Raw genomic sequence first — 12,323 nt, 5'->3', positions numbered from 1 at the left:
TAGCCATTTGGTGTTAGGAAATGAGCAGTCATGCTTTTCGACTGATCATTTCTAATACCGTACCAAACGAAGTGCGGTAGTGGCTTGGTTTCTAAAAGTCTTAAATTTTACTGTCCACTTTCTTGACAGAAGACCATCTAAGGGACATTTTGCCATGGACTGCTGTTCGAAAAGTCCAATAAAAGCCGTCTAAGGGACATTTTGCCATGGGCTGCTGTTCGAAAAGTCCAATAGAAGCCGTCTAAGGGACATTTTGCCATGGGCTGCTGTTCAAAATGTCCAATAAAATCCATTTAAAAGACATTTTGCCATCGACCGGTGCCAGAAATGTCTAATAAAAGCTATTTAAAATACACTTAGACATCCACAGTGCGAAATGTCTAAAAAGTCGTTTTAAAGACAGGACTGTCTGACCAGAAGGGGAAAAAAGTCTTTAATCCTCGTTCTTAGGAATTGTTTTTCAGTAGTCTCGAACCGTCCCCATGAACCATGTTACCCTCTTTTCTTTAAGCGTCCTACAAGAGGGACTACAATGATGCCTGCTATTACGACCTGCATGATGTTTCCAGGGATGGAGCCGAATGGCTGGATCCAGTTCCCGTAGAGGATGACTTCGGTGAAATAGTAGCCTACAACTTTTATGACTAGTGCAGCTACAACGGCCAGAGAATATACAAGTACTCTTTTTCCGGGTACCTTTTCGGCAATGAGACCGACTACAAAGCCCATTGTACCTACGATGACAAAGGTAAATGGTGACCATAATGCCCATCCTGAGACAATATCAAACAAACCCATACCAAACGCCCCAGCAATGGCTCCGGTTCTTTTACCGTAAACCAAGGCTGCGATAAAAAGAGGAACGTTACCCAAATGGATTAAACCACCGTTCCCCATGATTGGGAGCCTTAAGTTGATGAACATCGTGGCTACGAAGGTTAAGGCAATGAAAAGTGCACTGATGACAATGGCTTTTGTTTTTGTTGATTCTGTTGTTGAAAATGTCGTATTCATATTTAACCTCTTCTTTTCTAAAAAAGTATTAGATTTAAATATATACGTAAATCTATTTGAAGAAAAGATAATTTTTGTACATTTATAAACTTGGGTTGAAGAAAGGGGTTGCGGCTATTCCCATTTTTCTTGCACTTCCGTTTTTTTGATTTTTAATTACCTTAGTAAAAACCAAAATATGAGTAAAGTGTTCCTCCAACTCATTCAAAAATAAAAAAATGGGTTACCCATTTTTGGCACAAACGATGCCTGTCCATACAAAGGCAATTACTATTGCATATGATGAGATAGAAAGGTGGTGGAAAACTTATGAGTTATTCTAATGGTAATGGGTATGATTACTGCAATGGGTGTTATAAACAAAAACAGTTTTGCACATGCCCAACTTCCTATTCTTCAGACCTGGTTATTCCGGAAGAACCTTGTAACCAAACGTTTACTGAACATAATCCATCATGTCAATCGATTGGGGAACAGGAGCAACAGCAGAAACAAGAACAAGGTGGACTTGAACAAACGCAAGGTCCACAAACGCAAGGTCCTCAACTGCAAGATCAAATTCAAGAAGGTCAGAGGCAAGGACCTCAATCTCAAGAACAAACACAGGGTCCTCAAACGCAAGGTAACCAAACGGAAGATCAACACCAAACCCAAGGTTCACAGGTACAAGCCCAAACAGAAGATCAAGACCAGACCCAAGGTCCACAGCTCCAACTCCAAAGACATGGGGATCAAACGATGACCAACAACCAAACCATTTCCACTCCGATAGATGTGGATGGGGTCACCTTGAATGTAAAGTGTGGAGATTGCCAGCCTATTATTTTCCCGGATTTTGAATTCTTTAAGAAGCGTAAGAATAGAAAACGTTGCGAGAGGGGGTGTCATAACATGGAAAATTGCGATTGCGGGCAGTGTAATGAAGATTCATGTTGCAATTGTTGCGTCCGAAATCTTGCTAATTTGTTGAATAGCGTTCGACAGCTACAAGCGACAGCTACAGTTTCCAATCCAATCGATCTCTTTTTTAGCGTCAGCAGCACATTGTCCAATCCTGCCACAGGTCAAATTATCACGAACGTAGTGGATTGTTCTACTGTCAGCTTTAGAAGTCCTGCCACAGCAGTACCAAATACAAGAGTGCAATTATGTGATGTCGCAGGGTTTTGCGTTGCCAATACCTCCCCTGATGTCTTTCAATTTCTGCTGGATCAAATCAATGCTACGGCACCGGTCACTGAAGACGACGATTGCAGTAAGAATCAGCCGTGCATTTGTCCAAGCTGTGCCGAGGGAATTGGACAAGAGTTGATGTGTGCTGCCAGCTTCGGACTACAAGTCAATATATTTATCAGAGGGTTAGTAACCAATCCCACAACGCCACTCCCTAATTATGTATTAGCAGTAAGAGACTGCTTGGTATTCTTGGGTAATGCCCCGATCAATCCGACCGAGATTTGCGTCTTCTCTTTATGTGCCATCACTGGATTCACTGTTCCTCCGCAAACGATTCCTGCGCCAACGATCTAGTTTACAGTACAAACTGTTCCAAGGTTCTATTCATTCAATAGGTTGTTTTAAAAATGGATGTATATACTGATTGATTAGCCTGTACCAAGAGTTCAATAGGACATACATTGATAGTGTGAAAAGTTGAAAAATCAAGGAGGAAATTTTAAATGAATTTCATGTCGGAGGTAAAAAAGTGTAACTGCGGACAACAGGAACAATGCACATGCAAAAAGAGGCATATGGTCCATTCCGGAGAATGTGAACAGAAACACCATCATTATGCAATGGGGGAAATGCGGAACCACTGTAATCATCAACACGAAGTATGTCCGGAGAAGGTGAAAGGGTTTAATTTATGTCGTCGGAGAAATGAGCTACGATGCTTTAAACAATGTGAACCTATTTCTCAACCATGCGATGGTTTATTTTATAACTACTTTACCAGCAGAACTAATTTTGAATTTAGCGGATTAGTTGTTGTTACCAATACAGGGAATCCAACTAGCGGCTGTTCTATGCAAGTTCGTGTGACAGATCGAGCAGGGACAGCGGCAGTAGTCGCAACCGTCAGTCCAGGTGCATCCGTACCAATTTTTGTGGAAGGTTTAACCTCACTGGATATTGCATGTGTTCCAAATCCAATAGAACTACCAGTTCCATCCATTTGTAGTGGTGAAATCCGCTTCGATTTGGAATATTGTGCTGCAACAGTATGTTTTTAAAAGAGTAAGAGATTATCATTCTTTCTAACACGTATGTATTCATTATCCCCCTCTCCACCGAAAATGGATGTTTGTACTGATTAAATAGCCTGTACGATAATTGCCTATTAGACATATATAGAAAGTATGGGAATATCTAAGGAAAACTTAGAGGGGGAAAAATAATTGAATTCTATGTCGGAAGAAAAAAACTGTGACTGTAAGGAAAAAGAATGTTGCACTTGTAAAAAAAGTTATAGGGGCTATTCTAGAGAACCTATAAAGAAACACCATCATTATGAAGCTTGTGAAATACAAAAAAACTGTGAACGTGAAAAAGAAAAGTGTCATCATGAAAAAGAACATTGTGATCACAAAAAAGAAAAGTGCCATCATAAAAAAGAACATTGTGATCACGAAAAAGAAAAGTGTCCAGATACTGTAAAAGGGTTTAATTTGTGCAGGAGAAGAAATGAATTAAGATGCTTTAAACAATGTGAACCTGTTTCGCAACCATGTGATAATAAATATTATAACTATTTTACCAGTAGAACTAATTTTGAATTTAACGGATTAGTTGTCGTTACCAATACAGGGAACCCGACCAGCGGTTGTTCTATGAAGGTTAGTGTGTCAGACCGGGTTGGTTCTGATGTAGTCGCAACCGTCAGTCCAGGGGCATCCGTTCCCATTTTTGTGGAAGGTTTAACCATGCTGGATATTAAATGTGTTCCGAATGAATTAGAACTTCCGGTACCACCCATATGCAGTGGCGAAATCATTTTCGATTTAGAGTACTGTGCTTCAAGAGCATGTTTCTAAAGATTTGAACAGCCTAGATATAATGAAAAAGGAATGTATTATTTTTTTAAAAATGACAATTAAAAAAACTAGCCTTTTCACTTTTACCGGGTAGGTCAATCCTGGGTGTGGGTGGAAATAGAAATTCTATATTATAAAAGAAATGACCCAGTAAAGTGGACTGGGCCATTTCTTTTTGCTGAAATCTTTTTTCTCATGTAATCATGCAGCCAGTTTCTTTTCCATACGATCATTTGGTAAAAAGACCGCGATCAACGAGCCTGCAAGCGGGAGCAGCGAGAGAATGGTGAAAACGGTCGCGATCCCAAAGATGTCTGAGATGCCGCCCATAAACACTGATCCAATTCCACCAGCCCCTACACCGAAACCAATCGAAAGACCGGAGGCCAGACCAATGTTCTTCGGAAGCATGCGCTGCATGTAAACCACACTGACCGAGAAAGATGAAAGAACACTGAAACCAAACAAGAGCAATACGAGAACCGACAACACCCCATGTACATGTGGAAAAATAAGAGCAAACGGTGTTGCAAGCAGCATGGAACTGACCAGTAAACGTTTCATGCCAAGTTTGTCTGCCAGAACCCCGCCGACAAAAGTACCAAGTGCTCCTGCCCCGACAAAGACAAAGCTAAGAATCTCTGACTGTTGGATGGTGAGGTTGTGCAGGTAAAAAGGCAAAAAGACGACAACGCCAATTTGGCACCAGGAACGCAGGATGATAACACAAGAGAGCAGGGTAGCTCCCAGTAAATTGTTGTCTCCAGTTATTTGTTTCTTAGATTGAAGTTTAGTAGTCTCTAATTTTTCACGCAGCCAAGGCAGAATTTGGCCAGTTAATAGAAGCGATAGGAACGCTACTGGAATGAGCCATAGGAGTCCCTGAATCCCTGAGTGACTTACGTAGAGGGATACTAATAATGGCCCAAAGGCTTGCCCGGCATTTCCACCGACTTGGAAAATAGCTTGGGCGAGTGCTTTTTTAGATCCAGAAGCAAGGTGGGTTGCTCGGGAGGCTTCTGGATGGAACGCGCCCGATCCGAGACCGGAAATCGAAATAAACAAAAGCAGCCAAGGCAGAGATGGTGCGAGTCCTGTTAAAGCCAGCCCCATAATCGAACAGAACACTCCTGCCGGATACAGCCAGACACGAGGCTTACGGTCCGCGAACATGCCGAACAGAGGCTGGGAGATAGAGGATGTTAGGTATGACATTAAAACTACTAAAGTAGACTGGGTATAGTTTAGGTCAAATGCTTGTTTATAAAGCACAACCATTGCCGGAACCATACCTGTGGTCACTAAATCATTTAAAAAATGTGATCCGCTGAAGGTAAAAACACCCCGGCGAAAGATGGGTTCTTTTCCTTTCATTATGGGTTGTGATGCTGTTTCCAATGGTGTGCTCCTCCAATCGATTGCAAAGCGATATTTTGTGGTACAAATTTTTTCCTTTTTTAATAATATCTCAGCTTCATATAATTGTCACTTTTTCAAACCTTAATTTGTAAAAGCACTTTTTGGAAGGACAATTGGTGATTAATGAAAAAAAGATGGGTGTTCCCCGTAAAAAATAGGGGAACACCCATCTTTTTTTAGATTGGCAGATGATTCACTTCATTGGCAACGCGAATGCCTGATTCAATGGCACCCTGCATCCAACCGTGGGTAAGTGTCGTATGTTCTCCTGCAAAGTGAACTCTGCCTTCTGGAATTGTAATATAAGGAAACAATTCATTTTCCTGACCAGGTTCAAATGCTACAACCGCTCCGGTGGCATGGGGATTATCCACCCAGCTATAAGAAATACCAGAAACAAATTCGGAATAGACCTGGCTGCCGAAAATTTGAGCTAGGTTATTTAAGGCATATTGAATACGCTCTGCGTCGGAAAGACCATTCCATGTCATCGCTTCATCCGCCCATGTATAGCTTGCGACCACAACAGCAGGTTCAGATGTGCCGATCCCGCGACTCGGGTAATAGGTGAACCGAATGGGCAGGTCCGTGATAGATTTACCGCCGTATTGGCCGTACCTCTCCCAAAAACGGCTCTTAAACTGAATTCCGATTTTTGTGGCGGCCATATAGTTGATTTCACGAATGGCTCTGTGCTTGTAATAAGAAAAAGAATGGTAGGGTTCAATGGTTACAAATCGCATAACAGAAAAGGGGATGGTAATGATGGCAAGGTCACTAGTGGTAGTCGAATTTTTAAATGTACGGGGATCAGTCGAATGAATGATGACACCTTGGTTATGTTGGACAATTTTAGTGATTCGTTGGTTGAACCTAATCTCCTCTTTTAATTGCGGCAAAAATGCCTTTGGAAGCAGATCCATTCCACCAGTGATTTCATAGAAACGATTAGTTGTGAGGCCCGACGTTTCGCGCAAAACTTCAAGAAACGACATCCCCATAAAAGCTTCATAGTCGAGAAGGACATCAATCATGTCAATGGCACCATCTGAAAAAGTCGTTCCGTATTGATAATGAAACGAATTCAAGAACGTACCGAGTGACTGGTTTTTAAATTCTTTTTCGATAAGCGGCCAATGTGTCACGGGGTCCTTATTAATAAATTGCACAATCGGATCTGTAGCTAATTTCCATAGTTCTTCTGCGCTCTTGCCTCTTTCATTCGGCCGGACAGGAAAGTTTAGAATTTCAGGATTTTGTTCAAATATGCTGAGACGGGTCATGACTCCATTTACATAAAGAATGTCTGCGGGAGTCCGGTTGATAAAAGGATTTACGGGCAACCCAAATTTTTTAATATACTCTAGAGTCAATAAATGGGTATCAGGAATACGCATAGGGCCGGCGTTTAAATAAAGTCCATTGCTGAAGGGGCTGCGAATCGTATAAATACGGCCGCCCACCATGCTGTTGGCTTCTAAAATAGTAACTTTGTGCCCGGCCTCTTTCAATAATGAGGCTGCTACAAGCCCTGCTATTCCTGCACCGACCACGGTAATCTGCTTAGGAGTTTGTGTTTTATCAAGCCCATTCCTAATCATGTGAATCATTTGTTGCGGTGATATTGTCATTGGTCCATTCAAATTTATTGGCATCTCACTACCTCGTTTAAATAAGGATTAATACATTTTATTCACTGGTTGAGATGTCTATGTGTGATGCATGGGGACGGTTCTGATGCATCATTTATTTATTTATTTAAACAAAAAGAGAGGGTGCCTCTTCATGTATTGATCCGCAAATATAACAGGGGGATTCGCAAATAAAAAGGGGAATTTCGCAATTATTCTGCTCGGATTCGCAAATATTTTGTTTAAAATCGAAAATTAGGTTCAAAAAAAATGAGGAACATCTGAGTGATGTTTCTCATTTTTTAAAGTTTTATTGGCGCGGTGCAAACAATATCACGGCAGCTCCAAATAAGCAGATACCAGCACCGATCCAGTCATATAAATCAGGTGTTTTTCGATCAATTCCCCATCCCCATAAGATAGACAGAACGATAAATACTCCTCCATAGGCAGCATATACTCTGCCGAAGGATGGGAACGATTGAAATGTTGCTATGACACCATACAATGCCAGGATAAGCCCTCCGAAGATCCCCCAATACAATGGTTTCCCTTCTCTTAACCATAGCCAAACCAGATAACCGCCGCCAATTTCGGCAAGCCCTGCAAGTATAAATATTACGATTGATTTAATCAAATGACATACACCTTTCAAAAGCCTATCTTATTGGAATTATATTTTTCAAATAAGTTTAGGTCAAATCACATACTGGTGTACTTAGGCAAAAGCAGCTTGGAAATCAGTCGGGTGAGTTGCTTTTATCTTCATTTTTGATTATCACTGGTCCCGTCCAAAAAACGTTCAAGAGCTTCTTTATTTTTCACGAAATCCACTTCCAATACATCACCAAGCTCATCATCCCGTTTATTTTGAAAACTGCCATCCTCGGGAATGCGTAAAGTTTCAATCTCGCTGTTCTTTCTCGTAAGTATGTCCTTTCCAATTTCAATAAGGGTAGAACTGTTCATATTTGTCTCTAAATATTTATTCAAAAGACCGATTAGCTCTGGGAGTTTTAACACACTTTTAGGACCTAACGCTTCTTCCTTTAATTTTGAAATCACTTCCTGCTGCCTTTGAATCCGCCCGAAATCACTTAAACGATCATGTCGAAACCTAACATAGCCTAACAGTTCTTTACCATGGAGCCGCTGCTTGCCTTCTTCTAACGTCATGCCAATTCCATAAGACATCTCATACGGCACGTCCACTTCGATTCCCTTTGGAACAAGCAGGTCGACCGCTTTTTCGAAACCTTTAAAATCGATGATCGCATAATAGTGAATATCGAGTCCGAAATTTTCTTTGATCGTTTTACTTAGCAATTCAGTACCGCCAAAAGCGTAGGCGGCATTTAGTTTTTGCTGTCCATGATTGGGTACGGAAACAAGCATATCGCGCATTAAGGAAATCAGTTTAAATTGATGTGTTTTTGGATCGTAATGGGCGATCATAATGGTATCTGTTCGGGATTGTTTTTCTCCCCGTGAGTCACTTCCTAATAAAAGCACATTGACCTCATCGAGGTTACTCTTTGCATCTTGAATTGTATGTTTTCCCTCCACTTTTTTAAGCGGTGGGTTAATCGTTTTAATTTTTCCTTCTATGTATTGAAAAATGGTAAAGAGACCAACTGTGACAATACCAATTACAAGTAGGGCGGCAAAAACTCTGCCCCATCTTATTTTAATTCTTTTCTTTTTCTTTCGTGTCAAAACTTGCACCACCTAGGCTGAAATAATACTATCATCAATGGTTTATTTTATACTATTAAGCTCCCATATAGGAATAATTTAGAAAGCTCTGAAGTAATGATTATCCCATAAATAATTTTCAACTATTTAACTATCAGGTTACATTTATTTTTCATTTCTAATTAATATAGTACAAAAACAGGTATGACTAATTAGTAGTCATACCTTCCAAACTGTCCCTGTGTATCGTTAAAAGATTTCTTTAATGAAAATAAAATTCTTAAGAAGTTCTCTTTCATTGATGGATATCCGATTCGCCAAATCTTTCGTTCTCAAGACAAATTCTTTAACTCCGATAAATTCTGATTCACTAATCAAGTAAAAGTGAGTTCCTATATCCATTAAACTGTCTTTTTAATCTATATACCTTCATTCAATAACCTCTAGTTTATTTTTTAACTATTCCTGAATTTACGCTAATTATAGTTCCTTAGATGTCAGCGGCAAGAACAGTTTAATCCCTCGCTTGTTAAATGGCAAGATTTTTAAATCAGCGATCAGGTGACTGATGTAACCAGCTAAACAGGTATAGAAAACACCGAGAATTCCAAGTGAAGATTCTAAATGGAAAGCAATGATCCCGAAGAAAACAACGCCTAAGATGGAATGAGTATAACTCCGATGAGAAGTCAAGGAAGCAATGATAAAGTAAATTCCTAATAGGATGATCCAAAGCTCCCCTAAAGATAATCCTCCAAGCAGAACAGCAATTCCCGTAATGGTTAACATATGTTTTTGCTTAATGAGGGATGCAACCAGCACAATCAAAAGCCCGATACCGACCCCCATCCATCGTTCAGCCGCCATTTTCTCCAAGACACTATAGAAAATCATCAGCAATCCAATGATCATCGCAGCTAGCCGAACCATCTTATGCGACAGTGTAATTTTTCCACGAAGCTTCCCGTCAATATCCAAATCTGGCATCAATCCTGACACGGCACCTAATCCAACAAACAAGAGTGTCGCAGAAGGAGACGTCTGATAGGTATTAGCCACAATATATCCTGTTGCTGATCCAATTACTGCATGTGCTGTACCATTCAATTTCATTCCACCTCAAAAATTATTAATCTAGTCAAACAGAAACAGATATTCCTATTCTACACCAAAACGTCTGTTCTGTTTACAGATAAATAATTTATGAATAAATACGTTAGGCTGCGTAGTATTAGCTAGCGACGATTTTTTTAAAATTTGATTCAAATATTTGGACAAATTAACGTGTCCCTCTGCTGTTTATATGAATAAGCTATTATAGTTTGATAGGAAAGGAGTGATATTGATATCTATGAGCAACAACACTAAAAAGTTTACAGCCGTATTAAGGCAGGAATTTTCTTTTTATGCGAACGAGGAAGTCCTTGACTCGGTTTTAGATGATATTGCGGATCAAGGAGTAACGATAGTTGCATTTACCATTACAAAGTTGGACATGGGCAGGGTGAACTTTGTCCGAATGGTTGTCGGTCCTGATAATTCAAATAGTTCCCGTGCTAACCAGATCGCGCGGGACGCTCTTCGCCGAGCAGGTGTACGGTTCCATCAAGAAGAAGTTATCCAGATCATTGTTTCACCTGCTCCGGGAATCTTAAGAAACGTGTTACGAGCTTTGTCTCCTCGGGTAGTTGTGTTCGCTGCGTACAGTGGAATAAATTCTATCATCCTGAACGTCTCCGATATCCCAACTGCTCTACAATTGTTAAGGCAAAATAACATTATAGCTTAAGAGTTTTACCTTTTAATGTCTAATTGTGAAAGCAATTAGGCATTTTAATGTCAGGTTCAATATAAACTGATGAAGACCAAACGATTCGAAGTGCTCTTCATGAAGTACATTGGTTATATAAAACTGGTACAATTCAGTTAGATTCGATTGATTATATACGAGGAGATATTACAATGCAAACCATACATAAAATAGGCAATTCATTTTGGTATATGACAGCTGTTTCGGATACAGATCGACCGATTTTAGGGATGGTCGTGGGAAAAGAAAAAATATTAATGATTGATGCTGGGAATTCGGAAGCACATGCTCAATTATTTTTAAAAATGCTGGAGGAACAAAATATTGGCCGTCCTGATATGGTTGTGTTAACCCATTGGCATTGGGACCATATTTTTGGACTTTCGGCATTAAAGGATAGTGTATCGATTTCTTCTAAAGCAACAAAATTAGAAATAGAAAAACTAATGCCTTTAGCATGGTCGGATGAGGCTTTAGATGAGCGGGTGAAGGAAGGCACAGAAATTGAATTTTGTGCCAGCTGTATTAAAAACGAGTTTGCAGATCATAGGAATATACATATCACATTGCCACAAGTCGTTTTTGACAACGAGCTCGAAATCGATCTTGGCGGGGTAACTTGTGTATTGAAGCATGTCGGAGGGGACCATGCTTCTGATTCTGTTGTCATCTATATGAAAGAAGAGAAGATATTGTTTTTAGGTGATAGCATTTATCCTGATATATTTTCTCCCAAACGGAACTATACAACCAAACGAACAAAGGAACTAGCGGCAATCCTGGAACAGTTTGATGCAGAGACCTATATCCTTTCCCACTGGAAACCAATATCGCGGACTGAGTTTAACAACGAAATGCAACTGTTAAAGACAGTGGCCGATTACACAGAAAAATATAATGGTGATGCAGAACAAATTAAATCGGAATATGTACGAGAGTTAAACCGAGATTTAAACGAAGACGAATCTGAAACGATCGATTATTTTGTGAATGGATTTGAACTAAAACGATAAATTTTCACTCAATCTCGTGGACTCGATTGCTTAAGATTCTCGTAATGTTCATTAAACACTTTAAAAAGCCTTTCATCCCCGCCGCGGTCGGGATGGAGGGCTTTTAGCAGTTTCTTAAATTCTTTTTTCATTTGATGGCTGCTAGAGTCTTGATTTAATCCCAATAACTCACCGTAGTGAAAAGTACTGGGTTCGGTGACTTCAATCTGTGTGTTTAGCATTTTTTTTAAGGTGCGTACCTTTGATTGTTCAATATGTATTCGGGTATTTAATATCTCTATTTGTTCCGTAAGACTGCGATTTTCTTGAAGTGACTCTTCTAATTGTGCAGTAAGTTGAGAGGCATGCGTTTGGATGATAAATTCAATTAGATCCTTAACATTGATTTTGTAGGTAGTTGTTCTTCTTTTGTTTATTTCGGCCTTCATTTTGCCTTCCTTAATCCACGCCATTACGTCATCGTCACTGGCTGCTATGCCAGACGAGGTTAATTGCTCAACCGCTTCTTTTATATTCAGCATCATTTTTCACTCGCTTTTTTTAAAATCTAGCATTCTATATTACAGATAGACCCATCATATCACTGAACTTTTTCAGAAAAAGAACAGGAGTGTGACATTAAATTAAAGTCTCTTTACATTGAGACATTTTTAATAAAAAGGATGCTCAAGAGGTACGAACATCCTAAATTTTATGAACAGATGCG

General features: G+C 39.8%; 13 protein-coding genes. 5 read left to right on the top strand and 8 right to left on the bottom strand.

Annotation, left to right across the window (positions count from 1 at the left end):
- Window positions 1–492: 492 nt before the first annotated feature.
- Window positions 493–1,014, bottom strand: a complete 522-nt coding sequence (locus ACFPA1_RS10105) for an ECF transporter S component (protein WP_213145594.1) — start codon at window positions 1,012–1,014, stop codon at window positions 493–495.
- A gap of 436 nt (window positions 1,015–1,450) precedes the next feature.
- The gene (locus ACFPA1_RS10100; RefSeq protein WP_241113982.1) at window positions 1,451–1,720 is read right to left on the bottom strand and encodes a hypothetical protein; all 270 of its coding nucleotides are present in this window, start codon (window positions 1,718–1,720) and stop codon (window positions 1,451–1,453) included.
- Between the two features lie 260 nt (window positions 1,721–1,980).
- On the opposite strand from ACFPA1_RS10100, the gene ACFPA1_RS10095 reads away from it, so the two are divergent.
- From ACFPA1_RS10095 to ACFPA1_RS10085, 3 genes are all read left to right on the top strand, one after another.
- Window positions 1,981–2,544, top strand: coding sequence for a hypothetical protein (locus ACFPA1_RS10095; protein ID WP_378582471.1), 564 nt, complete (start codon window positions 1,981–1,983; stop codon window positions 2,542–2,544).
- Window positions 2,545–2,693: 149 nt separating this feature from the next.
- Window positions 2,694–3,248 carry an S-Ena type endospore appendage gene (locus ACFPA1_RS10090; RefSeq protein ID WP_213145596.1) on the top strand — a complete coding sequence of 185 codons (555 nt, stop codon included), beginning with the start codon at window positions 2,694–2,696 and terminating at the stop codon, window positions 3,246–3,248.
- Window positions 3,249–3,422: 174 nt separating this feature from the next.
- Complete coding sequence (locus ACFPA1_RS10085; protein WP_338088312.1) at window positions 3,423–4,049, top strand: S-Ena type endospore appendage; 627 nt, start codon at window positions 3,423–3,425, stop codon at window positions 4,047–4,049.
- Between the two features lie 201 nt (window positions 4,050–4,250).
- Here the strand turns inward: ACFPA1_RS10085 and ACFPA1_RS10080 are convergent, their stop codons facing one another.
- The 5 genes from ACFPA1_RS10080 to ACFPA1_RS10060 form a co-directional block, all read right to left on the bottom strand.
- Entirely contained in the window at window positions 4,251–5,423 is a 1,173-nt protein-coding gene (locus tag ACFPA1_RS10080) for an MFS transporter (RefSeq protein WP_378582510.1), read from the bottom strand.
- A 221-nt stretch (window positions 5,424–5,644) separates the two neighbouring features.
- Window positions 5,645–7,123: a flavin monoamine oxidase family protein gene (locus ACFPA1_RS10075; RefSeq protein WP_378582469.1), complete on the bottom strand. Its 1,479-nt coding sequence runs from the start codon at window positions 7,121–7,123 to the stop codon at window positions 5,645–5,647.
- A 286-nt stretch (window positions 7,124–7,409) separates the two neighbouring features.
- Window positions 7,410–7,736, bottom strand: a complete 327-nt coding sequence (locus ACFPA1_RS10070) for a YnfA family protein (protein ID WP_378582467.1) — start codon at window positions 7,734–7,736, stop codon at window positions 7,410–7,412.
- 128 nt (window positions 7,737–7,864) lie between these two features.
- Window positions 7,865–8,815: an LCP family protein gene (locus ACFPA1_RS10065; protein ID WP_378582465.1), complete on the bottom strand. Its 951-nt coding sequence runs from the start codon at window positions 8,813–8,815 to the stop codon at window positions 7,865–7,867.
- 459 nt (window positions 8,816–9,274) lie between these two features.
- Window positions 9,275–9,901 (bottom strand): metal-dependent hydrolase, encoded by a 627-nt coding sequence (locus tag ACFPA1_RS10060; RefSeq protein WP_378582464.1) that lies wholly within the window; start codon window positions 9,899–9,901, stop codon window positions 9,275–9,277.
- A 244-nt stretch (window positions 9,902–10,145) separates the two neighbouring features.
- Here ACFPA1_RS10060 and ACFPA1_RS10055 point away from each other — a divergent pair, with 244 nt between their 5' ends.
- Window positions 10,146–10,583, top strand: a complete 438-nt coding sequence (locus ACFPA1_RS10055) for a hypothetical protein (RefSeq protein ID WP_378582462.1) — start codon at window positions 10,146–10,148, stop codon at window positions 10,581–10,583.
- Window positions 10,584–10,756: 173 nt separating this feature from the next.
- Entirely contained in the window at window positions 10,757–11,617 is an 861-nt protein-coding gene (locus ACFPA1_RS10050; RefSeq protein ID WP_378582460.1) for an MBL fold metallo-hydrolase, read from the top strand.
- Window positions 11,618–11,625: 8 nt separating this feature from the next.
- Here ACFPA1_RS10050 and ACFPA1_RS10045 read toward each other — a convergent pair whose 3' ends face one another.
- Window positions 11,626–12,141, bottom strand: a complete 516-nt coding sequence (locus tag ACFPA1_RS10045) for a DnaJ domain-containing protein (protein ID WP_378582459.1) — start codon at window positions 12,139–12,141, stop codon at window positions 11,626–11,628.
- Window positions 12,142–12,323 lie beyond the last annotated feature (182 nt).

It is taken from the genome of Neobacillus sp. GCM10023253, from assembly GCF_042653105.1.
Taxonomy (GTDB): Bacteria; Bacillota; Bacilli; order Bacillales; family Cytobacillaceae; genus Neobacillus; species Neobacillus citreus.
The sequence above is the reverse complement of the archived record's forward strand: the minus strand, read 5'-3'. Positions and strand labels throughout refer to the sequence as shown.

Excerpts from the sequence above, each read along its gene's own strand:
- ACFPA1_RS10105 (WP_213145594.1), bottom strand. The coding sequence starts at position 1,014 with ATGAATACGACATTTTCAACAACAGAATCAACAAAAACAAAAGCCATT.
- ACFPA1_RS10090 (WP_213145596.1), top strand. The coding sequence starts at position 2,694 with ATGAATTTCATGTCGGAGGTAAAAAAGTGTAACTGCGGACAACAGGAA.
- ACFPA1_RS10085 (WP_338088312.1), top strand. The coding sequence starts at position 3,423 with ATGTCGGAAGAAAAAAACTGTGACTGTAAGGAAAAAGAATGTTGCACT.
- ACFPA1_RS10080 (WP_378582510.1), bottom strand. The coding sequence starts at position 5,423 with ATGAAAGGAAAAGAACCCATCTTTCGCCGGGGTGTTTTTACCTTCAGC.
- ACFPA1_RS10075 (WP_378582469.1), bottom strand. The coding sequence starts at position 7,123 with ATGCCAATAAATTTGAATGGACCAATGACAATATCACCGCAACAAATG.
- ACFPA1_RS10055 (WP_378582462.1), top strand. The coding sequence starts at position 10,146 with ATGAGCAACAACACTAAAAAGTTTACAGCCGTATTAAGGCAGGAATTT.
- ACFPA1_RS10050 (WP_378582460.1), top strand. The coding sequence starts at position 10,757 with ATGCAAACCATACATAAAATAGGCAATTCATTTTGGTATATGACAGCT.
- ACFPA1_RS10045 (WP_378582459.1), bottom strand. The coding sequence starts at position 12,141 with ATGATGCTGAATATAAAAGAAGCGGTTGAGCAATTAACCTCGTCTGGC.